This is a genomic window from Moorena sp. SIO3B2 (assembly GCF_010692525.1).
Classification (GTDB): Bacteria; Cyanobacteriota; Cyanobacteriia; order Cyanobacteriales; family Coleofasciculaceae; genus Moorena; species Moorena producens.
Genome location: NZ_JAAHHE010000074.1, coordinates 1 through 26,677 on the forward strand (window position 1 = coordinate 1; position 26,677 = coordinate 26,677).

The following is a 26,677-nucleotide window of genomic DNA, read 5'->3' on the forward strand; positions in this document are numbered from 1 at the left end:
TAAAACTGAGCCGTTTGAGGACCAATAATTCCTCTGACAGCTCCAGTATTACCGAGTTTGTTAGCATCTTTAAACTTATTGACTCCTGCCTCAGACAAGTCCAAGCCGCATTCTTGACACAGTTCAATAAAATTTTGTAAAATTATAGGGCTAATAACGTCTTCTACCTCCAATTCCATTAATTCTTGGAGTTTACTAACCTGAGGCACTGGCAGGTTGACTAGAATGTCAAGTGCATAGCGTTCTTCCACAGAAAGGCTATCGGTGTTGATGTCTTTAATAGTTAGAGCTGACATAGTTGGATGACTTATAAAATAAACGTAACGTTATTGGTGATCAAATCTGCTTTACTAATTATTATATTCCGGATTTTTTAATATGTAATGGATAAACGTTACAGCGGTTTGCACTTCAGTTAGGTACAAAGTTTTGGGTTTGTAGGGAGCAGGGAGCAGGGAGCAGGGAGCAGGGAGCAGGGAGCAGGGAGCAGGGAGCAGGGAAGTGGGAAGTGGGAAGTGGGAAGTGGAGAAACAATGTGTACCTGATGTGCGGCTTGTTCTAAGTAGGAGCCTCTAGTAGAGTAGGGCTGTTTCAAAATTTAGTAAGTTAACGATAAAAGGAGATAGGGACCCACCCCTAACCCCTCCCAGGAGGGGAATAGGGGGATAGGGGGATAGGTAAATAAACTAAACTTTTCCGAAAAATGCCCAAATTTAGTCATTAAAATCTGACGAATTAGCCGCCTTCAATCAACAAAGAGCGATGCAGAGGTGCGACAATAAGCGCGAATTTAATTCTTAATAGGTCAAACGCACCATTACGGTCTTGGGGAGGCAGTGCCGACCTGCGGGGGTCTCCCCCACTCGCGGTCTGCCGTGGTTTCCCCCACTCGCGCTTGGGATCAAGACAGTGAAAATCTTTGAGCTGACACCAGCCTTTTCCTCTTCGCCAAATCCACCTGAGTTCGATGTAGAAAGGGAGACTGAAAACCAAGCCAGAAAAGACTTATATCAATTAAGGGTAATTATTGATAATAAACACCGACAAAAAACTAATTTTAATTTCTTAAATTAGGCTAAATTAAAACCTATAAAAAAATTAGAGTCAGGAAAAATTATCCGACTAAAGCGGGTAGATTTTCCTGTTCATTTTTCTGTACCTTTAAAGAAGTTTTTTTCTTTTTAAATGTATAAGCTACTAAACCAGCTATCATATTGACCATAAAGTTATAAACACTTCTATGACGAGAATGATCAACTTGATAAATAGTTTTTAATTGGTCATTAACGGTTTCTATTAATGACCGTTTTCTTAACATATATTTTTCCCACAACTCAACTAGCTGATTCTTCATATTTTTCTTAAAAGGAGTAACCAGCTTGAGTGATTGTAAAGATAACTCTTTAAATAACTTCTTGGAAATGTATCCTTTATCTCCAAAAATTCTTCCCTGTAAATTTTGTGAATCGCTGGGTACTGGCACTCGATCATCCACATTGGCTGGTGTCAGTTGAAAGGCTAATAATTCTCCTTGATCATTAATGATAAGATGTAGCTTAAACCCATAATACCAACCTATAGCAATTCTACGACTTGTGAGGTACAAATATCTGGGCTTTAGGGAGCAGGGAAGAGGGAAGAGGGAAGAGGGAAGAGGGAAGAAGTAAAAAATAATGTGTACCTCATGAGTCATAGAAACGCTATAACCAATTTTCTTTCAAGAGTTTATTTAATAAAACTTAATTAAAATTCAAAAAAAGTTACTGATTGATTTTTTATCTTCGCCCTATTTCTCAATAAATTTCGCTAATTGAGAAATTATGGGTGGGGGATAAAATCCTGTACCTCTTACTGAAAGTGCTTAAGAGCCAATTTCCTTATATCGAACTCAGGTTATGTAAGGAATCCAACGGGTTAAATTCACCTCCCCTGTAAAGATTAGCGCTACCACCATCCATAAACAGGTGGTTAGGTGTCGCCCAGTCAAGCTTGTTGACTTATCCAGGTTTTTAAGGCATTGTATGTGTGGGAGTTTTTTTCACAGCAAAAGGAGGATGTGAGTGGAAACCATTCAAAGAATGCTGACCAAAGAATGCTGACTCAATCTCACTAATGTCAAGTCCTGCAATTCCTCGACCCATAACCATTTGAACACTTTTGACTTCAATTTTTGTCAGTCAACCAGGCCATGCCCCATGCCCAATCAAGTCTGAGGCTCGATCGAATTGGATGGGGTGTTGTGACCGAATGGCACTAAGAAGAAATGCTCAAATACTTGTTCATGAAAAATTTATAATTCATAAAAGCCATGGGATATAAGCTTTTGAGCAAATTTTAGTACCTTAACTTAGTGCCATTAGGTGTATGATCCCAACCACTCCTTTAACTCCATTACCGAAAAGTGCAATGACTAATGGTCAGAAATGACAACAGACTTTTTCTGTAAGTGACAATGAGTATTATTTCCGTTATATTAAAAACATTGAACAAAACAAATGAACTTACACTCACTCACAAGACAAACGTGAAACACTATTTTCTCACACATTTCTCACACATAAGTAAGTAAGTACCATGAGTCAAGCATTAAAAGAATCTAGTAATTTGTTGAATGCGGATTTAAAAAAACTTAAAATTTTCCTAGAAAAGAACTCAGAGGTAGACTTTCGCAAAGCGGATTTGCTTCACACTCCTAATCTCAAAAAATATAAATGGATCAAGTTAAAAGATGAAGAGGAAAAAACCAGGGTATTAAATCTACTCAAAGCCTATCAGCGCATGCTGCGGATTGTACCTAAGGGTAGAGAAGATGTTGCCATGATGTTGCTTGAGGGGGGCTTTCAATCTTCTACACAGATTGTCAACACACCCAAAAAAGCTTTTCTCAAGTTCTTCCAAAGCGATCCCGAACTTGGCAAAAATGTGCTTAAGCGTGCCATTGCTGTACACAAAATCATCACGCTGCAATATATAGCTCGCGTAGAGCAAGCACAGCCACATGCCCGCGCGGTGTCTCGTCTTTAATCCAAAGATCGACTCCTATTAACACTGCTAATACTTTATATAACTATTGCTACTCCAATAACCAATATATTTACACGTATAGGTTGTAAACTGTCATGAGCATGCAAAACAATATTCCCAATTATGCAGATTTGTTCGGTAACATCGACTTTAAAGAAGGTGATGATGCCCGCTCCGTGTATTCTCCTGCAGCTTATTTAACTGACTTGCTGCAAATGCTAGATGATGAGTTCGATGATGCCACTGTAAGTTTTGATACTCGGCGCAGTGGTATCAAAGATATTGAACTTGACGCAGAAAATACTAACACTTTAATTCCCTACCTCGATATCGTTAACGAAGTACTGGAAGAGCAAGTGACTGGTGGCATTTCAGCGCTCAAAAGTGCGGCTTACCCCTTCAATATGCCGTTCTCACTGGATAATGAAAAAATCAAAAATCACCTGCATCACCTGAGTATTTCTGCTCATGAATTGCGTAGGTTATTTGCCACTGATACTGACTACTACACTACTGTGGCGCGGGAATATCTGGGTCTATCCCTAGAAGAGTGGCAAGCCCTATTAGAACCAGAAACGCTGGACGGGAACACAGTCAAAAGTGCCTATGGTACAGACACAACAGATACAGACAATAGTTTTATCAAGGATATGTCTACTGTAGCCACCTTTATGGAGACTACGGATTTGACAGCCCAAGAGATACTGCAATTACTGTACCATAATCTCTACATTGAACCGTCAAACCATTCTAATGTTGAAGCGGGTCGTCATAATTTTTACATTAATACGGGTATTGACAGTTCTTCAGGCTATGTCACTCTGAATACCGAAGAAATTACGCTAGTGGATAGCGCAGGAACTTGGCTAGTGTATCCCGAAGAAACTCCGCTTCCGGAGGGAGAAACTGGGGAAGTGTATACCGAAGAAACTGCGCTAGTGTGGTATGACTATGACTCGGAAACTGATACTCAAACTAATATCAGTACTGTGCCTATCCAGTGGTTTGAACGCACCAGCCGTTTTGTACGGTTAGCTCAGAAAACGGGTCTGAGTTTTACTGATTTGGATCATATTCTGCGCCATTGCTGTGAAGTTGATGGTACCCCCACACTGAATGAAGATACTCTACAATATATTGCCCAAGTTGTTTATCTGCACAAGACCCTAGAACAACCAATTGATAAAGTGGTGGCCGTGGTTAGTGAGATTGACTTTACCGGCAGAACCAACGAAGATCTACCACAGGACCAGTTCAACCGTATTTTCAACCTGCCCTGCGTATCGGTAAATGAAAAATACCTCCACATCACCTCAGTGATGGGCAAGGTGCCGGAACAGTATAATGACCAGACCTACCACACCTACACCAAAATCGACTATAATCCCGATTTGTTCAGCGATGAAAATGATGATTACCGCAAACGTCTGCGCCATAGTTTAGGTTTTACTGATACGGACCTAATTAATATTACTAATCGCCTTGAGTATGAAGAGGTGGCCGATAGCAGTTTGTGGGAAGAAATCGAAAATGAATGGCAATTACTCAATGTACTCTACCGCATTCGCGCCTTGTGCGATGGGCTGGATGTTCATTTTCTCGAACTGTTCACACTCTTCGATCTGCTGGAACAAGACCCCTTTATTAACCGTTCTGACCCCCATACTTACTTTGTCTACAATCGACCAAGTACTCACAAGTGCTTTGAAATCTTTATGGCGGGTGTTAACAGTTCTAACAACACCAGCGACCAGCTTTGGTTATTTGAATCCCTGGTTGTCCTAACTAAATGGATGAAGGAATTCGGTTATTCGCCAGAGATGCTGTGGAAAATTGTCAATGGCGCACCGATGACTGACAAGGAGGAAGTACAGCAGCAGGAGCAGGACCTCGCCCTTTATAATAATTTGTTACAAAGCTTTAAAGCTGGGGAAATTAGCCCAAATACGTTAACAGAAGTTCTCGGGGATGAGCGTGCTTCTCACTTTGCTTTCAGCTTAATCAAAGCACACTATGGGGATAAACATGAATATAAACCCAAGCGATGCCGTAAGTCTTCACGGTTCCGTAAGCACATGGCACCGAAGGAACATAAGCACTTCCTGCTTGCCTATAAACCCCGTGAAATAGAAGAACTCGCTCACGACTTTATCCAACAACTGGGGACTATCAGCGACTATGAATTTATCGATTTACAACTTGAGAACAAGCTGATTGAGAAAATTTTCAATAACCTTGTTAATCACAAAATAATTGATGGTAGTGGAAAAATCTTAACTGAAAACTTCATCGATCACCAGTTACCATCCATTGCTGAGTTTGAAATTGAATATGATTTCAGCGATTTTAATCAGCAGGTATTTGAGCTATTTTATCGCATTTACCAGGAAGCCGCCGATGCCAGGATAGAAGAAAGCGACACCATCGAAGTACAGGTGTTTAAATCGGATTTAAAAGAACTGGGTCTTACCGAAACCGAAGCCCGAGAACTATACGATAATCTAATTTACAACGGCTATATTGACTCGGAAGGTTATGCCCAGGATGTGTCAATGTTTAGCGACCCTAGTGGTGCTAGCAGCTTTGACCTGACTACAGAACTTGGGGAATTGACTCGTCCGGTATACCACCTGCTCAAGAAACAACTGAGTAAATTCAAAGCTAGCAAGGTGAAAATCAGCGAGCAGATTTTTGCTGAGCTTGACTTGAAACCGGTGGCGTTGCAAGACTTGATCGAGAATCTCAAGATGAATCGCTACATTGATGAACATATGTTCGTCAGGGATAAAATGCGTATAGTCGGTGAAAGCCCAAGGACTATGGCACTAGCGCTACAGTTTTATCCCCATCGCCAAGAAATATTAAAAGCCTTAAAAAATGCGATCGCTGCTGAAAAGGACTCCTGGTTAAAGATAGATCGAGTCGAATTAGGTAAAATTGCTGCTACCGCTGTATCGCGCTGGGTATACGAAGACCTACAAGATAGTTACCTGGATGGTAAGGTTTTGCAATCGGGGGCTGGTGCTTTCTTCAAGGAGGAGAGCAACCGCGAGAACTTCAGTCTCCGACAATATTTTGATGTTAGTCAAACTACGATTATTTTCGACCATATTGTAGGTATCATCAACTACGCTGACAATTATCGGCTCAAAGATGAAAACCTTGCCGACCTCGATTTCAAAGCTGAGGAAATTCGCGGTCTCAAACAAGTTCTGCAGGAAATTAACGTAATTGATGACAACGGTATATTGTTGGCAGATTGGTTGCCTTTCTTCCTAGTACCAGAAAATGCAGCAACCTTCAGCGTACCTGGATTTGAAGATTACGATAAAGAAATTTTCTTCCAATTGTACGATATCGCTAAAGCCGTTGATGGTACTGTCATGGCAGTTGACAAGGCGATGAAAGAACATAGCGATGCCCAGGAGAATGGGATTCTCGAACAACTGCAAAGTGTGCTGGGTATCGAAAGTTCAGCGGTAAAAGCTGTATCCAAAGCGGTGTTTAAAACCGACAATAACTTGCATTTTCCTTGGTTACAACCGTTGCTGGAAAACGCTAATGCATTGGGTAGCTTGGATGAAATTCCCGACGATATGCATTACACCCAAGCCGTGAAGCGTATTCGTCAGTTAGCGTTGCTGATTAATAAGGAACAGCTCGATATTAACGAGATTGCAATTTTACTTGAGGACCAGGACCTAGTCGCCAAATTCCCAGAAGACATGATTCTACCGGATGATATTACCTCGGTAGATGCAATTTTGGAAAGTGAGGAGTTTATTTACTTATTTAAAAAGGATTACTATTGGATTTACTTGGCCCAAGATTACACGCTAATCGACAAAAAAGAACTGGTTCCTGATATTGATGAGGACTATGACCTCATAGACCTGCAAAAGGAAGATGAAGAACTACAAAAACGCCTGAAAGAAGACCCCATCCGCCAGTTATTTGACAAAGAACAACTGAGCCAGGTAGACGCAGCCTTTATTGACCGCTACGGTACCTGGGTAGTGGTCAGTGAGGATTCCCACTACGTGAAATACGCTCATACTGATGTTTGGGACAAACGCAGTAACCAGTTTGGTCAAGTTGATAACGACTTTGACAACCTGGAAATGATTGACGCTGCTTATGTTGATTCCGAAGGACGATTGTTCTTGTTCGCCAATGACAAATACGTGCGGTATTCGGATGTAAACTTCACCCTTGACTATAATAACGGAAGCAATAACCCGGTTCAGCCCAAAGTAGATTGGGGCTACCCCAAATCCATTGCCGAAGACTGGAATGATGAGAACCTGCCGATTCAATTACCAAAGGCTTTCTCCCGGGATTTAGGACCAATGTTCGATGGTTTGGACAACTACAGCTACGCATTTTTAGGCGAAGAATATATCTCCTCAGAAGATGGTACCGTGCGACCGGTGGCCCAGAAATGGGGACACCGCGAATACAATTTTGGTCAAACCGATCACATTGATGCTGCAATGGTTAATCAAGAAGGTAACTACCTATTTTTCTTGGATGACAAAGTGGTCAAATACGCAGGTAGTATAGAATTAGCCAATTTACAACCGGAAGAGGGCTACCCGAAACCCCTACACCAGGAATTTACTTCCCTACCGGACGAATTTGTTTTAGGGATTGATGCAGCATTGAACGGTGTAGACGGAGGAACTTATCTATTCCGTGATGATGAATTTGTCAGTATCGACCCCAACGCCACCATTGAAGTACAAGAAACGCGCAGCAAGTGGGGGATAGTTACCAACCAAATCGCCACCGTAGGTATGGTTGATGCGGCTTTTGTCGGTTTGGACGGTTACACCTATATGTTTTCCGGTGAGCAGTATGTCCGGTATTCTGGCAGTGACTATTCCCAGGTGGACGACGGCTTCCCACGCAATATCAGTGAAGACTGGGAGGGTTTAACCGAGGTAACTGGTGCATTTGTTCTAGATAATAGAACTTACTTATTTGGTAAAAATAATCAGAATACAAACATTTACGTCCGCTATTCCACCCTACCTAAAGATGAGGAAGATTACCTAGAGGTAGATGAAGAAGACCCCAACGCTCGCGTAATTGAAACCGTACTCGCCAACCGCCCGGATGTTGATGAGATCGAAGTCTTTCCGGCCACAGTGGACGACGAATTTTGGAGTTTGCCTGAAAGCATCACGGGAGGTGCTAGCGACTTTCAGATCGATGCGGTTATGAATGGTCCAGATGGTAAAGTCTACCTATTTTACGGTGACCAGTATGTTGAACACGACTACGCCAATCGGTGGTGGTCGGAACCAAAAATTCTTTCCGGGCAGTGGAATCGTACTATTACTGGTCTTGAGGAAGGCGATCACATTGTTGCTGCTTTTACGGGCAAAGACGGCAAAACCTACCTGTTCTACAATTCCAAGTACCTGCGCTTTTCTGACCCCGAACTACGTCGTTTGGACTATGGCTATCCCCGCCTAACTAAAAAGTTTTGGGGTAAAGTACGTAACAATATTGATAAAACCGGCAAAGTAGATGCCGCCCTGGTGGTAGAATCCCGGTGGGAGGAACAAGACGATAACGGTCAGTTGGTGGATAGGACAGCTAGGCATACCTACCTGTTCTCCGGTGACCAGATATTCCGCTATCAGGAGGATGATTACAGGGCTGTGGAACCCGGTTACCCGCGCTCGATTAACCGTTTGCACGAGGAACCACGTTTCCGGGGTTTACAAATTGGCTTCGGCAATGAGCATAGGGATTACAGCAATGGTAAGCAGCGTCACAGAAAATTACCTTTTAAGGGCTTGCATGCTTCCTTCCCAAAGGGAATAGATGCTGCCTTTGCCGACCAACGCCAGGTCTACCTGTTTAAAGGCAATAGCTTCCATGTGGTCATTGGTGATGAAGATAACTACAAACAGTACACGGATAGCAATTTTGCCAATATTCAGGCTGTAACTCAGGAGAAAGGTGTGAGCTATGTGCTCAGTAGCAGCAATAACACCTGGCAAAAATTCAATCACCTAGAAGCTACTACACTCACGCCAACCGAGGCAACGCCACGTACTGCCGAAAAAGCTGCTGGAAAACTAAAAGATGATAATCAAGTTGAGATTCCGATTGATGCTATCTTACATGGTACTGATGGCAAAAGTTATGTTTTTGGTGGGGACCAATATTACGATGTTGAACTAGAGCGCAGTTTTGCGATCGCAAATGTGTGGGGGCGTTCACGCAACCCGATTTATGACCAAGAAACTATCGATGCTGCCTTTGTTGGTCGTGATGGGGTGACCTATGTATTCTCCGGTGAGTGGTTTGTAGAATACGACTCCACAACCTCCTCCTACATAAACCAGAACGTAACCTACCCACCCCGACGCATCCGTGATAAGTGGCGTGATCTAGACAATGTTGCCTTGGCGTATGTTTGGAAAGAAGAAACCTACCTGTTTGAACGACCCAAAGCTGATGGTAGTTTCCGCTACCTACGTTACAGTAAGGACAGCTATGAGCGCCCAGACCCTGGATATCCCCGTGAAGGCGATTACAGCCAGTGGAACATCCCCGAGGAGCATCAAAGAGAAGGTTTTGATAACATCGATACCATTTTTGTCCAAGAAGACAATTTAATCTTTATCAGCGACCAGAAATTTATCAGCTTTAACCTGAATACGGAAAACTGGAGCTACCCGCAGCCCCTGGAGTTGATATACAGCGGTATTCCCTTTAACAAAACCGATTTCCAAGACCTCAAATCCGGTTTTATTGGTGCTGACGGTACTGCTTATTTCTTCAACCAACAGTGTTACGTGAGCTACGACAGCACCAATGGCTGGAGCAACGTTTCCTACATCAAAGACCATTGGGGCTTACAGAACAATATTCTCAGCAACAGTGTCAGTGCTGCCTGGGTTAGTGGGGATGGTGTGACTTACCTGTTTGCCGGGAATTCCTATGTACGCTATTCCGGTCCCGACTACCGTTACGTGGATGAGGCCTACCCAAAAGAAATTGCCACTTATCTACGCAGCGAACCCGCCTTTGAATTTATGAGTAAGGAGTTCCAACAGCATCTGGATGAATTAGAGGAAACATATAGCACTAGCACCACTTCTTTTGATTTCTTTAACGGTGTACTTGATAATGGGCGTTGTCTGTATTTCTTTACTAGTGACACCACTAGTGACACCTTGTTTACCGGTAGCCCCAACAGATATGTAGCATACGAAATTGCCGGTATTGGTCACATCGAAAATAACTTTACCCAAGGTGGTTATGTCGATGCCGCTTTCGTTGACACTCAAAATGCAAAAACTTATTTGTTCTCGGGGGAACAATATATTTGCTACACTGGCGATCGCTATCGTTATATTGATGAAGGCTACCCGAAAATTATCGCCGAAAGTCTTGCTGAAGATTTGGGAATTGCTAGTTTGGGCGAAGACTATCGCAACGGAATTGACGCAGCATTCTACCACAACGATCTGGGCTTGGTGTTATTTAACGAGCAAAAATACCTGAACGTGACCGATGATGGTACTAGCACCAGTACCGAAGGTGATGTAAACGTTGTTTGGGGAGAGCTCGATAATGCCTTCACCAGCGTTAACTCTAACTCTAATATTAATGGGGCTTATGTAGACAACCACGGGGCTTTGTATGTATTCAAGGATGAGCAGTTTGTGCGCTACAGCGATACCGCCGAACTATTTGACCTCAACCGCTATGATGAACCGCGCTACGTGGATGAGGAATACCCACGCAAAATCGAAGAAATATGGCCCCAACTCGATAGTAGTATCCTTACTACTAATGTTGGTGTTGACACGGTGTTTAAATTTGAAGATCAGATCTACTTCCATAACACCAACAATACCACCAACAATTTTGTTACCTACAATCTAGACCTCACTGACCAATACGAACAGAAGCCAGTGCAACTATTGGCTTACCGGTGGGGCGAATGGTCGGACTACTTGTTGAGCGATGTACATACCATTAGCCGCTTTAAGAATTTAGGACAACGCTTTATGGGTGGTGAACTGACCTTGACAGAACTGGTCAGTGGCGCTACAGGAAAAGTGAAAGAACCCTACATGCATTTTGCTGCAATCTTTGGGTTTGAGAAAGAAGAAGTGCGCTGGGTCAAACAGCGTAATGCCTTCCTACCAGAACAAGTGAATGCGATCGAAGAAGATTTTGATCTCGAACTTGTACTACGCTTGTACGATATCCTTGCCACCACCCAACGCCTACGGGTAGATGTATCGGCATTGTATAACGATGTTTGGCTGCCTCTGTACGACCCCAATTATTGGTCTGAGGAAAAACCCGATGTGGTTACGGCGGCTACAGGCGCTTACGATTTACTGGTTTCTGTGGATTGTGACAATAATTACGAAACCCTGGTTAAGCAAATTACTAATGAGTTAAATACCATCAAGCGTGATGCGCTGGTGCCCTATATTATCGCGAACGACATTGATGTTACTACTACCCGCCAGCTTTATCAAAAGCTACTGATTGATATTCAGATGGATAGCAGTGCCGAAACTTCCCGCATCAAAGAAGCAACGGCTGCTATTCAATTGTATTTGCACCGCTATTTTCTCAATTTGGAAGATATTGACCTCAACACAAGCGACCAAGAAGCTACCCGCTTGGAGCTGAAAGAACGCTGGGAATGGCTACGTAATTATCGCGTATGGGAGGCGAACCGCAAGGTTTTCTTATACCCAGAAAACTACATTCGTCCAGAACTGCGCGACAGCGATATGAAAACTTCTGGTTTCAAAGCACTGGAAGCAAGCTTATCACAAGGTCAACTTACTGAAACCAGCATCGAAGAAGCTTACTTAGAGTATCTCAACAATTTTACGGAGGTCTCTCAACTAAAAATAGCTGGGGGTTACGTTTATGAGGATAGCAGTCCGGAAATCAACGATAAAAAACTTGTGCTTTTTGGTCATACCCGTACCAACCCGAGGCGTTATTTCTATCGCTTTGCTACCTTTGTTGGGGGTGAGAGTGCTGCTGCCATCTGGGAACCCTGGGAAGAACTAGATATCAAGATTGAGGCTACCCGCGTAGAGCCAGTGTTTGCCTTTAACCGCGTATTTGTATTTTGGACGGTATTGGAGGAAAATACGGAAGACCCCTCCTCAGGCACCATCACCACTACTGGTGAGAGCCCTGAACAAGAGGTATCCTCATCGGGCAACACTTACCAAGAAGTGAAGGTCTACTACTCCTTCTACAATCTCAATAAGCGCTGGACGCAACCCCAACTACTCCAAACTACCTTTGAAGGAAGTGAATTAAAACAATTCGATGATTTTAATACTTCCCGTACCTTATACATGTTTGGGCTGAAGGTCACTACCCATATCTCTAAGGTGGGTTTGTTTGTCGAGAACTCCACCAAGTTAAGCCAGAACGGTGCGGATCATGACAATTACGAAAACATCTACATCAGCGTGCGCTTCTATGTAAATCTCACTTTATCCAAGGAGAGCTTGGGAAGAGAAATATATGAGCAAGAAAGTGGTCCCCATTACAAGGCTTTTAACCTGACCCGCGAACTTTACTCCCAGGAAGCCGAAGCCCTAATGTTTGAAGACCAGGGACAGGAATTGTTCAAAGAATTGTTCGAGGAGGGTGAGATCGAAATCGAAGAAGACAATGTGGTGATGTTGAATAACAGCAGCAACTCCACAGATGGTCCTTGGTTTGCTTATAACCACAAGGGTTGTGGCTTTTTGGTGAAACCAGATGCAATCTCCCTCGACAGTGATAAGGAGCTGACTACTGGGGTAAGTGACCTTCCAGGTCTTTCCGATCCCAACATCTCATTACAAGGGGATACAACTATAACGGCTGCAGTACAGGTGTCTGATGGGGGGGATACTTACTACTTCCTATCTGATAAGACCTACGTCAAAGTCTCAGCGGATGATACCGTCTCAATACCAGCAGCCATCAACAGCCGTTGGGGAATTCCTCATGACACCAGCAAAATGCAAATCACTGGTCATGTTGATTCGGCTTATGTCATTGGCAATCAGATTTATCTAAGGCTAGATGGGGAGTTGTACCAATATACCGATTCTTTTAGCACTTTAGTGACGAGTTATGATGAACCAGCTGACATGCCAGGGGGCTGGAGTAGTATTGATGCCGCTTTTACCAATAAGAACAGCGTAAAGTTCTGGTTTAATAATGAGTTGGGTCTTGTATACCGCAGTGACACAGGCAGTATAACCCCAATACGTACCACTTTTGGTCTGCCCCAAGATAACACAGGAATATTCTTTAGCTCCGTTACCACTGCTGTCGTTTATAACGGTAATTTACACTGGATTGATAATACAAATTACTACGAGTATTATCCTGGCGCGCAAGAACCCAGCTCAACACTTTCCAATACAGTTCAAACAGTTTTGGATAGCATTTTAGGAACAGCCATCAACTTCCAAAATACGACATTAGATTCACAAACCCAAGATGCTCTGAAAGGTTACACCCTGGCTGCAATAATGACACTTGATGATGGTGGTTTAGCAACTTTGGATGATCAAGGGAATCGGATTTATGTTGACAAAAACAATGTTGTGCTGCCAGATACACCTAGTCCTTTTAATGTCAGCGGTGACGACGAAAACTGGACTTCTGGTCTAAATTATACTGACACTAATGGTAATTCCTATTACCTAGCTTTTTACAGCACACACAGCGGAATTACCACAAATAAGAAAAGACTTGTTAAAGCTTGGATTAAAGATGGAAATGGCAGCGACTACCTGGAGATAATTTTTGATCTGGATCGCACTGTGGATAAGGAGGATAAACTCTACGATACCAATGTTAATGTTACTGGTGCTTTTACCACTGCCGGTGGTTATATTGTCATCATCACCGATCAAACCACTTATCACTTGTTCGACAACAGTCTACAGCCAGCAGACATTATTACCAAGCTCGGCGATGATACTTACTCCGGAAACCTGAGCGATCTCAACCTCGCGGTGTATCTAAACACCACCTTTAACAATGTATGGCTGAACAATAAAGTTGATGCTGCCTTTATTGGTACAGGAGCTTTAGGTGATCCGGACGCATTGTACCTGTTCTGCGACAACCAATGTTTGTGCTTTAGTCAACAACTTGATGGTAGTTTTTCCAGTTCAGCAGACTACTACGAAACCCTGGATACTAACACTAAAGGCTTTCCTACCCAATGGAGTCAAATTGATGCGGCCTTCACTTCCCCCGATGGTATTTCCTATCTGTTTAACAATGACCTAGAACTTTATTACGACAGCAATACCTCCGCAACCAATACCACAGTAGGCGTTTGGGGGGTGCGACCAGTCAACAAATTGCTAACCGAACAGCAAGTAGATGCTGCTTACGTATTTGGCAATTATCTATATCTAATAGTTAACACTGATAGTGGTACCGAATATTACCGCTACACCCTGGGAAGTAGTGCCAATAACGGGGTATGGGATACGGTTCCCGATTACATCGACGATGAATATCCCAAAACCTATGCCGAGACCAACAGTAATATCGATGCTGCTTTTGTAATCAACAATTATGTTTATCTGTTCTCCGGCACAGAATACTATCGTCTCGAACCAAATGATCCCACTGAACTAGGAAGTGCTTCCAAGATTTTGGGTAGTTGGGGTAATCTTCCTTCAGAGATTCGTAATCCTGAGGGGGATAATCCTTCCGCTCTTTCTGCAGCCCTAAACCATGTCGATGGGAACATTGAAACTCTGTACCTGATTAAAGGTGATGCCTACATCAATTACGAAATGAGTAATGCTGACCTTGCTCAGCCTTACGAAATCAAGGACGTAAACTATGAGTTAATTCGCCTCACTTCCAGCACTGCGGAACAACTCAACCAACTGCTGTTTGCCGATGGTATTGATGAACTGTTGAAACTGTCAACTCAGGAGATTAACGAATCCCCCACCCTCACTATTGATGGGGAGTCTACGCCTGAAAATATCAAGATGAACTCAGCAAAGTTCAGCACGGAACCCATTAACAGCCATCTTGACTTTAACAGTGCCAACGGCATTTATTATTGGGAAGTGTTTTTCCATGCTCCTTTCCTGATTGCCCAAACCCTGAATACAGAACAGCAATTTGAGTACGCCAAACAGTGGTACGAATATATTTTCGACCCCACCGAAATCTCAGATTACTGGAAGTTTTTACCCTTCCTTGCAGCAGATCCCGATGCCCTGATGGCCAGTTTGTCCTATGATATGGACGAATTTGTAACTTTATTCAAGGAAGGAACTGTAAACGTAAATGAAGTAGACGGTGTAAGCGAAAGCGAAGTAAAGTCCACTGTATCAACTGCTAGTTCTGCAGTGCAAAACATGGAAACTGTACTAGCACCTTTTCAAGAAGTGTTCTTGGGGCTAGTGAACCAAGATTTATATGAAGAAAGTTCTGGTAAAAATTTGGCCACAATTGAAAGCTGGCAAGAATTCTCACAATTGAATACGGTAATATCAAACCTTAGTTCATATCTGAGTAATGGTAATATTACTGCATCTACAACAAGTGATAGTGAATTACTCAATACTTGGGTAAGCGGAATGCAGGAAGTGATGGAAATCCTCAAAAAACTCGACTTCCGCATCGACTTAATGAGCAATTACAACGCTCAGCTTACTGTGTACCTAGAAGACCCCTTCGACCCCCATGCCATTGCGGCGCTGCGTCCCCTTGCTTATCGCAAAGCGATTGTCATGCGCTATATCGATAACTTGCTTGACTGGGGGGACATGCTGTTCCGTCAGTACACCCGCGAAAGCATTAACGAAGCCCGTATGCTTTACATCCTTGCCTACGATATTCTAGGTGAAGAACCTGAGAATATGGGTCGTGTGGTGTTGGAACCCACCCAGAGCTATAACGGTTTCTACACAGACGAAAATGGTACTCAGGTAAACCCGTCGGAGGCCTACGATTTTCTAATTGACCTGGAAAACAGCTCCATTGACGGTATGCTAGATCGACAAAGTCTGAGTTTTGCGGCCACCCAGTTTGATACTATTGACCGACCTTATTTCTTTATTAAAGAAAATGAACTGTTTACAGAATACTGGACACGGGTGGAAGACCGACTTGGTAAAATCCGCGCCAGCCTGAATATTGATGGTGTAGCCCAACCGTTACCATTGTTCCAACCCCCAATCGATCCAATGGCTCTAGTAAATGCGGCTGCTAGTGGGGGTGGTATAACTGCTGCTGCCATGGCCGCTGCTGGTGCAGCAAGCGTACCCGATTACCGCTTCAGTTCAATGATGGCCAAAGCACGCGATTTGGTTGGTAAGCTCAAAAGCTTCAGTGACAACCTACTTTCAGTCCTGGAGAAAAAAGATTCCGAAGAACTCAGCTTGATGCAAAACAAGCAGAGCGCGATGATTTTGGACATAGTTACCTCCTTGAAAAAAGAACAAATCGAAGAAGCGAAAGAATCCCTCGCAAACCTCAAGGAAACCAAAAATAGTGCCATAGCTCAGAAAAATCACTACCAAAACCTAATCTCTAAAGGGCATCTGCGAGAAGAAAAACATCAAATAAATTTGATGTGGACTGCTGCCGGAATGCACTCAGCAATCTCCCTAAGTCAGATTGCCAGTGGTTTGTCCTACGTTGGACCGCAAGTTACCTTAGGTGCCTTTAGTTTCGGGGCTACTGCTGGTGGAAAAAACGTCGGCGATATGATGAGTCGATTTGGTGATGCCATTCAAACCAGTGCTGAAGGTCTTAGCATGTTCGGCGAGGCGCTCGGGGTAGAAGCCCAGTTTAAACGTTCTAAGCAAGATTGGGAGTTGCAGAAAAAGATGGCTGCCAGCGAAATGCTCCAGCTAGACTACCAAATTGCAGCCCAAGAACACCGGGTCAAAATGTCCGAAATCGAATTGTTCCAGCATGAGAAGGAAATCGAGAACGAAGAAATTATTGCCAAGTTCATGAAGAGTAAGTTCTCCAATATGCAACTCTACAGTTGGATGAAGAGCAAAATCTCCGGTTTATTCTTCCAGACCTTTAAATTAGCCCACGATTACGCCAAAAAAGCCGAGCAAGCCTTTATTTTTGAAAAAGGTATTAAAGCCGGTGAAGTTAACTATATTAATGGCATGTACTGGGAAAACCAGTATCAAGGTCTGCTTAGTGGATCTACCTTAGAGCTGGATCTCGATCGCATGGAAAAAGCTTATGCGGAAATGGATAGCCGTCGCCTAGAAATAACCAAGAATATTTCACTCTTGGAAATAGACCCCCTAGCGTTGTTGCAACTAAAAACCAAAGGTTCCTGCACCTTCCGCTTGAGTGAGGAGTTGTTCGATTACGATTTCCCCGGTCATTACAACCGTCAAATCAAGGCAGTTTCTCTGGCTTTTAATGTTGGCGAAGGTCAGAAGGTAAATGCCACCCTAACCCAGCTCAGTAGTAAACTGGTGATGGATACCGATATCAAAGCGGTGAAACACCTGATGAATCCCGCTAACGAGGCAACCACCAACGTCCGTGCTAATTGGCGAGCTAATCAGCAAGTGGCTCTGTCCCATGTGGACCAGTATACCGAGAACAGCGGCATGTTTGAGTTGAACTTTGGTGATGAGCGCTATCTACCTTTTGAAGGTACTGGTGCTGTTTCTAACTGGAACTTAGAAATAAATGGTAAGAAAGGCGATTACAATCCAAACGATTTGCTTGATGTGACAATTAAGCTACGTTACACTGCCAAACAAGGTGGTAGTCGCTTTGCCAACGAAGTCAAAGGAGTACTCAAGCCCTATAATGCCACCAGCTTCTTCGACCTAGCTTATAATTTCACCGATGAGTGGGCTGCTTTGACCGGAGGCGAAACCAATGATATGAGCATCACCTTTACTCAGGATATGTTCCCCAATATGAGTAGCAGCAAAATTATTGGGTTGTTAATTCGTTACGAATACAACAACGGTCAAGGTGGGGCGTTCTTTACCATCAATGACAATTTACAAGTGCCGAATAACACCTATCTACAACCAACTACTCTCAGTATTGGTCAAAGGGGCAGTGAGTGGAAATTTACTGTCAAGGGCGATGCTAGCAGTTTGCAAAATGCTGAGATGGTCTTGGTTTATAAGGCGAAGATTTAAATGAAGGAAGAAGGAAGAAGGAAGAAGGAAGAAGGAAGAAGTAATAAGTAATAAGTTACAAATTACTAGTTACTAGTTACAAGAAGAACATAACAAGTTCCTCGTTACTCCTTCGTTACTCGTTCCCAGGCAGAGCCTGGGAACCGATACCAAGAGGCTCTGCCTCTTGAACAATTCTGAGGCGGAGCTTCCCATAACCAGTTTCTACCCATAATGTTTCAGGATTTACGCGATTATCACAAGACCCGGATGGTGCGTGACACCCACTAGTAGTATTATTTCGTTCAAAATTATTGAGTGTACGAGCACCCTACAAGAAACTACAATAAAAATGTGCCAGTTGCGTAAGTCCTATTATTACTTCACTATTTTCCGTTCTTCTCAAAGCTATAAAACGAGGTAACATCATGGCCCTAAGGCAAAAGAAAAAGATGTTCCGCCGCAAGCAAGATGCCCTAAAGCGTAGCGGTGGTGCGATAAATAACCGGCGAAATAGGGGTTTATCACCACCAGGCAGCAACGGCGGAGGCTCTTCTGGTGGAAGTGAGGCGCGTCAAAAACGGGCAAATTCTTTACAAAATAGCGATTCTGAGTCCCTTACAGTCAGTAGTGGGGATGTTAGTAAGGGTAAACAAAAAAAAGAACCAAAGCCCACATACGACGTTGGTAAAGGTCGCATGGTGTATCCTGTTATCAAGGGAGGAGTTGCCCAATACCTACCTGCCCGGAGTCAAGCAAGTGATTCGGAAATCAAGTCCGGTGCATTTGTTGAAGATGCTGCGGTACGAAAAGAACCTGTGAATACCATCTCAGATGCCTCGAAGTTAAAGCGTCCTACCCGAAAGGATGTTAATACTGGTCGGACTTTGTTCGCTACCACTACTACCAACAGTAAAGGTAAGGAAAAACCCGAATATCTCCCCCGACAAAGTGAAGCCACTGCTTTGGAATTGAGCTCGGGGAAATATATCCCTGAGAAATCTCCCATTACCGGGGAAGAGTTAAAGCAACCACCCAAGATTGACTCGGATAATGGCGGACGCAAATTGTTTGCTACAAAAGCAGCAGATGGGAGTGTTCAATACTTTCCCAAAAAAAATCAAGCTACTGCCAAGGAATTGGCGGAAGGTCGATATATTGAGGGTTTTGCGGCCAAAGACCCGGTAAATCAAATATTAGATTCATCTCAGCTTGGGGATAAACGTCCTACCCGAAAGGATGTCAACACTGGTCGGACTTTGTTCGCCACTAAAACCACTGGTTTGTTTAGCACTGAATATCTCCCCCGACAAAGCGAAGCTACCATTGACGAATTAAATGCCGGGAAATATATTCCCGAGAAAGATTCCATCGCTGGGGAAGAATTAAAGCAACCACCCAAAACTGACCCCGAAAATGGCGGACGCAAATTGTTTGCTACAAAAGCAGCAGATGGGAGTGTTCAATACTTTCCCAAAAAAAATCAAGCCACGGCTATGGAATTGGCGGAAGGTAGATATCTTGAGGGTTTTGCGGCCAAAGACCCGGTAAATCAAGTCAAAGAGGCATCAAATTTTAAGCACCCCACTGCCAGGGATGTCAACACTGGTCGGACTTTGTTCGCCACTAAAACCACTGGTTTGTTTAGCACTGAATATCTCCCCCGACAAAGCGAAGCTACCATTGACGAATTAAATGCCGGGAAATATATTCCCGAAAAAGATTCCATCGCTGGGGAAGAGTTGGAGCAACCACCCAAAACTGACCCCGAAAATGGCGGACGCAAATTGTTTGCTACACAAGGGGCGGATGGTAGTATTCAATACTTCCCCAGAAAAAATCAAGCCACGGCTATGGAATTGGCGGAAGGTCGCTATCTTGAGGGATTTGCAGCCAAAGAACCGGTGAATAAGGTCTTAGATTCATCGGAATTGGGTAATAACAGTCCCACTTCTACGGAGGTAAGAACTGGTCGGACTTTGTTCGCTACTGAAACCACTGGTTTGTTTGGCACTGAATATCTCCCCCGACAAAGCGAAGCTACCATTGACGAATTAAATGCCGGGAAATATATTCCCGAAAAAGCCTCAATCGCCGGGGAGGAGTTATACCAACCACCCAAAACTGACCCCAAAAATGGCGGACGCAAACTGTTTGCCACAAAAGCGGCGGATGGCACAATTGAATTCTTTCCCAAAAAGAATGAAGCTACTGCCAAGGAACTCGCTGAAGGTAGGTATCTTGAGGGATTTGCAGCAAAAGATCCGGTGAATCAAATCGAAGAGGCAGCAAATTTTAAGCACCCCACTGTCAAAGATACCAACATGGGACGGATTTTGTTTGCCACCACTACCACAAACTGGTATGGGAAGAAAAAGACCGAATATCTACCCCGCCAAAGTGAAGCCACAGATGGGGAATTGCTTGCGGGGAAATATATCCCCGAGAAAGATTCGATTGTAGAGGAGGTGTTGAACAAGCGGCCAAGATATGACTTTGGCAATCAGCGGGATTTGTTTGCGGTGAAAGCTGATGATGGTAGTACGGTGTATTTGCCGAAAAAGAGTCAAGCTACGGCTAAGGAGCTTTCGGAAGGTCAGTATGTGCCGGATGTGTGGATTAGTCAAAATGCTCCCCTTGGTCCTGCAAATGCTATGACCAATGCTGCACCAAAGTTTGATATTGATAACAATCGTAAAATTTTTGCGGTGAAGGATAAGGACGGTAATACGACCTATCTACCGCGAAAAAGTAAGGCTACTTCTGAGGAGAAAACTCGGGGGTTATTTATCCCAGATGAGGTGGTGGAAGAGCATGAAAGTAAACGCCTACGTACTGCCCTCAGGGATGACTCCGCCAATATTGCCCAGCGCCGTGCTCAACGGGCGGCAAAGTTGGTGGGTAGCACAAATATACAATGAGTACTCGATTTGTTCGGAACCTAAACAACTCAAGGATAGCGAGAAGGGACAAGAAGCACCATGGGAATCTGTATAGCATAGGCTAAAGACCACGTCTAGCGTTGAAAAAAACCTCAAGAAAATCTCAATATTTGGAGAAATTCAGTTATGGCCGACCCGAACAAATTAAATAATCCGGGCGAGAAGTTTATTAAAATGAAAAAAAAGCAACGAAAACAAGTTAAACAAATGTTGAGGGAGCATTTGCCGAAAAAACAAAAAAAAGATGGTATAAAATATGGTATTCAAGTAGGAAAGCAAGAAGCGCCTGATCTGAAATATAAAGACGATGATGGCACTCTGGCAAAAGCTGCGGGTCAAATGATTTACGATAAAGATAAAGTTGAAAATTATGATACAAAATTTAATCGACCAGCTCGAGACTATAATCCCCTGCTAAAGGTAGCGAAGGATGAAGAAACAGGCAAAACTATCGATCGGGTAAAGATCACGCCAATAGTAAATGATGAAGACAAACAGAAGAGGGAGACATCAAAAAAGGAGTATATAGCAAAAACAAAAGACAAAAAGGAATGGACCGGTGCAGACGACCAGGAATACGACAGCAAAAAGGCTTCATTTGCATCTCAAGGAATAGTCGAACAGGTAGCAAAGGATTTGGAAAAATACCAAAAAGATGATCGCTTCAAACGTTTTATCGATAAATCGGTGAAAGTATACGAATGGAACGACCCAGACGCGCCCAACTTAATCGAGGCGCAATTGTCTTACGAGCAAAAAGACATGATTTTCCCTTTAACCAAAGCACAAGCCAATTTTGATAACAAAAAAAACGCATATATACGCGAAAAAATTCTGAATGCGGTGCCGTTTGTGGCCGTGAATGATCTCTACGTCACGCCGCTCTTCGCCGGACCAGAGGCGTGGCCCTCGATTGTGGACGTCTTGGCCAAAGACCCAAACAACCAGAACGAGCGACAGAAATTCTGCGTTTTCACAAATTCCCATATGGATGAACTCGGTATGCTACATACCGAAGATGGGAAATTCAACTCAAAATACGCCTTTACTGACACAGAGAATGGCGCAGATCCGAACCCTTTCTTCGATCAGGATGTGGAAAAGGCCATAAAGCTAGCCGAAAGACACGATAACATTGAAATAGTGGTGGTCGATATTTTTCATCCTGGGCTGGATAATCCTTCCGCGAGTTCGCTAAGAAAAGAAATTGTGGAAAAAATCCAACAAGGGTACAGTTGCATCGTGCCAGCGTGTTATTCCACGGACGTATTCATGCCACCAAGGAGCAAGAATCGAGAAACACTAAATGAATTTAAAGGGGCAACGAACATGATAATGGAAGAAAGAGGTATGCCTCTACAAAAATTCGTAGAAAAATACTATGGGGACGTCAAGGACTTTCAAATAAATAAGGATACAGTGAGGGAGTGAGGGAGTGAGGGAGAGGTAATTGGGGAAGCGGTATTTTACAAGGCAGTTCGGCGCAAAGTTTATTCTGTCCGCCGACACGCCGCCCCAACCAATTACTAGCACCGTCGTGAGCGGTGGGGTTTTAAACCCTGCATGTCTCGATAAAGTAAATTAGGACTTACGCAAAAGTAACGTAATTACGTCATTACGAGCGACAGCGACGTATTCAGCGAAGCTGCGGCTCATCGCCAAAATACTGGGATTGCTTCCCTACACTATCTCCCTCCGGGAGACGCTGCGCTAACGTTTCGGTCGCAATGACAAATCTTCGTTGCGTAAGTTTTATAAATAACAAGAGAGTAAAGAAGACGAAGATAGGTGAACTATCTAGCTTTAAACTGAAGTTCCCCTTTGACGAAAAACCATAAGGGTGCGACTGTTTTAGGAAGACGAAAACAACAATTGGGTTAATGCCTATAACCTGTTATACATCTAAAACTATGTTTTTTAACCGGCGTTGCGTAGAATTGAGCGATTCTCCACAGGAGAAGCTTCGCGAACCCTAAAAAACAAATGTAAAAATCTCCTTTCAACTCATGACACAATGTTACAAAAAGATATGATGGAGGTTTTTGAAATTTGAGTACACATATTTTTAGAATTATTGAAACTTGTGTTTCTTACCCTATATAAGTTTTAGGCTTTATACCAAAATTTAATATGTCTCTCTAAAAGAGCCGCACCCAAACCATAATGACTAATCATATCACCCAAACCAACTGGCGGCACAAAATCAAGGCCCTATGTCAACAAGATATTAATCCCCACGAAAGAAAAGATTACATTACTTTTATACGGGAAAAATTCTTCCCAAACCACAACCTCGCAGAAAACAAACCAATCATCGCCAATCTACCAACAACAAGTGTCCTCCAATTAATCAAAGCCAGCAAACACCTAAAGGACTGGCCATTAATAATTTATTGCTGCGAAGAATACCAAAATCGTCTGGATAAAACAATTTCCGGCAACAACCTACCACCTCACGCCATAGACAACCTACACTTACTCAGCAGAGCCTACCAACAGCTAGGCATGTTTGACTTTGCTGAAAAAACCTTACAACGGGTAATCCAGAATAGCGATAAGCCTTCGGCATGCGCTTCGCGATCGCAGGAATTAATCGACGAGTACCGGCAATTACAATTACGAACAAAGGGCTTACCTAAAGGAGTTGAAACACTCCGCTCCGACACATTAATACTTACTCCCTTACAAACTTACCACGAAGAGGATTTTTTATGGCAATACGCCGACCCCAATATAGCCGAATTGTGTAACCTACCAGACTTTGACAAAGAAGACTGGCAGGAATGGCTAAAGACAAACCAGACCAAATCAACAAAATATCAGTTTGCTGTCAACCATAAATATTGGGGGTTTATCGGTTCTGTAGGTCTGGAAATATCTCAACGGATTGGCTTTTTTTACTACTGGTTAGGTACAGATTTTCAAGGTAAAGGCTATGCTCCGCAAGCAGTAACCATTATGCTTGATTGGGCTAGCCGTTATTTGGGTTTGCGCTGTTGTTTCGCTAAAGCCTATAAACATAACATCCGCTCCAAAAAAGCCATGGAAAAAATTGGCTTTCGACCTTTGTCATGCAAAGTAGTCATTCCAGAAAGAAAAGACTATGAGGAAGAACTGTTTTATTGGGGAGAACATCAAATTTCATTATCCGAAATCAACCGCTTTTTTATTAGTGAAGGTTTCGAGGAGCGGGTAGTTCCTTCACAACAGAGTAGCAACGGATATCGCAGGAATCACAGACGTGACTTTTCACCCAATGTACAAAAGTTAACTCCAAACCTAACCTCACAGGGGTAGGTTTTTTAGATTTGGGTCAAACCCACCCCTGTGAGCTATCCCCTATCCCCCTATCTACTATTATCGTTAACTTACTAAAGTTTGAAACAGCCCTAGGTGACTTAAAGGGGTTAATTTGACCGAAAAAATTGCGAAAGAAAAATTAATCATTATAATAACTAAGTTAGGTGAAGTCGTTGCTCACAGGCGACTTCACCTAAGGGAAATGGGATGCGTTAACTATTGCCTCCACAAGCAATTTATAGTGAAAAAAATCGGTCTATTATTTGTCAATCTACCGATTCTAAAGGTGCGCTTTCCGTGATGGCGTTCGCTTAGCGTGACCTACGGTCAAGGGATTGCTCGCCATCACGGGTCGCACGTAAAGGTATCGTAGGGATTGACACCTGTGGTAGATGTATTTTTTCAACTGTTGGAGTGTAACCCAGCCATTTAAGGGACTGTTGGGCAAACTGTTGAGGACAACCGCTGACCCCAAAGCGAGTTGGTCTTGCCTCCCCAGTATTCTTCCCTCCAATTAAATCCAGTTCTTGAGCAGCAGCAGCAACAACGTATTTTGCTGGGTCTACCAATTTAACGTCTGGGGGTAATATTTCCCGCAGGATCGGTTCTAGATGGGGATAATGAGTACAGCCATAAACTAGGGTATCGATTTGGGCTGCTAGCAAAGGTTCTAGGTACTGCCGTGCTACCGCTGTAGTGTAGGGTTCGCACAAGCGATTTTCCTCCACTAATGGCACAAACTCCGGACAACCCACTTGCCAGACCTGAGCCGTTGGTTCAACCTCTAAAATAGCATTTCGATAAGCATTGCTAGCAGCCGTAGCTGGTGTAGCAATCACCCCAATCCGACGACCTTGGTGGACCGCCCCACGGGCACCCGGTAGAATCAGCCCCAGAATTGGGATGTCAAACTCACTACGCAGAGTTTCCAATGCCAGAGCCGAACTGGTATTGCAGGCCATCACCACCATTTTGACCTCCTGTTGCACCATCCAGCTGAGAATCTCGAAGCCGAACTGCACGATTTCATCCGCAGACCTGGTACCGTAGGGTAGCCTTGCTGTGTCCGCAAAGTAAATAATTGATTCGGATGGTAGTTGTTTGTATAGTTCCCTCAGAACAGTCAGACCCCCCACACCACTGTCGAAAATCCCGATGGGACGACTCTGGGGTTGAGTTCGAGAGATCAAAATTTGGTTATTGATCATTGGTTAATAATTGGCACCTACCCACCCAGGGGCAAGAAACAGATTACTTGAGTTCGATCAAAACAAGAAAATTGTTAGATTATAGGTTAGCAATTATCAATTAAGAATTGACAAAATATCAGAACTTAACTTAGGTCAACCGATTCTGCCGAATATAACCGATTCTGTCGAATATATAGGAGGATGCCACGAGCGATCGCTCTAGCCATCTGGCTGCGATAGGCGGAAGTTTTCAGTTTAGCTGAGTCTTCATCGCCGGTTAGAAAACCAACTTCTACCAAAACTGCTGGCATGGAGGTTTTCCTGAGCACATAAAACCTCGCCCGTCGGGTACGTCGGTCACTAATATCCACGCTCCGCAAGATAGTGTAGTGGATGGTTTGGGCAAGACTCTGACCAGTAGAGTAGTAGTAAGTTTCTAATCCATTCACATCCGGTCGGTTACGCCCGATAGCATTGGCGTGGATGCTGACAAATAAATCAGCATCAGTCCGTTCTGCCACTTGAACTCGTCCATCCAGACTGATGAATCGGTCATCTGAGCGGGTCATGACAACCTGGATCCCCTGTTTTTCCAACAGCGCTTCCACCTGTCGGGAAATCGACAAATTAACATCTTTTTCTTGTATACCCCCAAGACCAATAGCACCAGGGTCTTTGCCACCGTGTCCGGCATCAATGACCACTACCAGGCGCTCTTTGGGAACCTGACGTCTGGGAATTGGTGGGCGAGTCCGGTTAGGGGGTGGCACAGGAATCGAGCGCGGGGGTATCCTGGTTGGCCTCCTTGATAGAAATGGTCTCAGTTGCAGAGCCAACAGCTGATCATTGAGCTGATTGAGGCTACCAATCCGGGTACCGTTTGATGGCTGTACCAAAATCAGCACTGTGTTTTTGTCCTCCTGCCGCACCATCACCTCTGATACGGGACTAGTGGTATTAAGTTGAGGGCCACTGAACTTCTCAGCTAGTTTGGCATTCGGTATAGTAATTTGGTAAGACTTTGAACGAGGATCCCATTTGCTAGTGGCTCTGA

The 26,677-nt window shown here is 43.6% G+C and carries 7 protein-coding genes and 2 pseudogenes; 5 read left to right on the forward strand and 4 right to left on the reverse strand.

Features of this window, described 5'->3' with window-relative positions:
• Together F6K38_RS17500 and F6K38_RS17505 are read right to left on the reverse strand one after the other, a co-directional pair.
• A pseudogene (locus F6K38_RS17500) lies at nt 1–296 on the reverse strand (lysozyme); the annotation flags it as partial.
• 818 nt (nt 297–1,114) lie between these two features.
• Nucleotides 1,115–1,582, reverse strand: a pseudogene (locus F6K38_RS17505) (IS982 family transposase); the annotation flags it as partial.
• A gap of 992 nt (nt 1,583–2,574) precedes the next feature.
• Between F6K38_RS17505 and F6K38_RS17510 the strand changes: the two are divergent.
• The 5 genes from F6K38_RS17510 (at nt 2,575) to F6K38_RS17530 (ending at nt 24,430) form a co-directional block, all read left to right on the forward strand.
• Nucleotides 2,575–3,024, forward strand: coding sequence for a hypothetical protein (locus F6K38_RS17510; RefSeq protein WP_287357027.1), 450 nt, complete (start codon nt 2,575–2,577; stop codon nt 3,022–3,024).
• Nucleotides 3,025–3,125: 101 nt separating this feature from the next.
• Nucleotides 3,126–18,212 carry a Tc toxin subunit A-related protein gene (locus tag F6K38_RS17515; RefSeq protein WP_287357028.1) on the forward strand — a complete coding sequence of 5,029 codons (15,087 nt, stop codon included), beginning with the start codon at nt 3,126–3,128 and terminating at the stop codon, nt 18,210–18,212.
• A gap of 407 nt (nt 18,213–18,619) precedes the next feature.
• Nucleotides 18,620–21,112, forward strand: a complete 2,493-nt coding sequence (locus tag F6K38_RS17520) for a hypothetical protein (protein ID WP_287357029.1) — start codon at nt 18,620–18,622, stop codon at nt 21,110–21,112.
• A gap of 147 nt (nt 21,113–21,259) precedes the next feature.
• A complete protein-coding gene (locus F6K38_RS17525) occupies nt 21,260–22,564 on the forward strand; it encodes a hypothetical protein (protein ID WP_287357030.1) in 1,305 nt (434 codons plus the stop codon).
• Nucleotides 22,565–23,296: 732 nt separating this feature from the next.
• The gene (locus F6K38_RS17530) at nt 23,297–24,430 is read left to right on the forward strand and encodes a GNAT family N-acetyltransferase (protein WP_287357031.1); all 1,134 of its coding nucleotides are present in this window, start codon (nt 23,297–23,299) and stop codon (nt 24,428–24,430) included.
• 314 nt (nt 24,431–24,744) lie between these two features.
• Here F6K38_RS17530 and murI read toward each other — a convergent pair whose 3' ends face one another.
• Nucleotides 24,745–25,641 (reverse strand): glutamate racemase, encoded by an 897-nt coding sequence (murI, locus tag F6K38_RS17535; RefSeq protein ID WP_287357033.1) that lies wholly within the window; start codon nt 25,639–25,641, stop codon nt 24,745–24,747.
• 125 nt (nt 25,642–25,766) lie between these two features.
• A partial coding sequence (locus F6K38_RS17540) for an N-acetylmuramoyl-L-alanine amidase family protein (protein ID WP_287357035.1) occupies nt 25,767–26,677 on the reverse strand: 911 nt, incomplete at its 5' end.

Excerpts from the sequence above, each read along its gene's own strand:
- F6K38_RS17510 (WP_287357027.1), top strand. The coding sequence starts at position 2,575 with ATGAGTCAAGCATTAAAAGAATCTAGTAATTTGTTGAATGCGGATTTA.
- F6K38_RS17515 (WP_287357028.1), top strand. The coding sequence starts at position 3,126 with ATGCAAAACAATATTCCCAATTATGCAGATTTGTTCGGTAACATCGAC.
- F6K38_RS17520 (WP_287357029.1), top strand. The coding sequence starts at position 18,620 with ATGGCCCTAAGGCAAAAGAAAAAGATGTTCCGCCGCAAGCAAGATGCC.
- F6K38_RS17525 (WP_287357030.1), top strand. The coding sequence starts at position 21,260 with ATGGCCGACCCGAACAAATTAAATAATCCGGGCGAGAAGTTTATTAAA.
- F6K38_RS17530 (WP_287357031.1), top strand. The coding sequence starts at position 23,297 with ATGACTAATCATATCACCCAAACCAACTGGCGGCACAAAATCAAGGCC.
- murI (WP_287357033.1), bottom strand. The coding sequence starts at position 25,641 with ATGATCAATAACCAAATTTTGATCTCTCGAACTCAACCCCAGAGTCGT.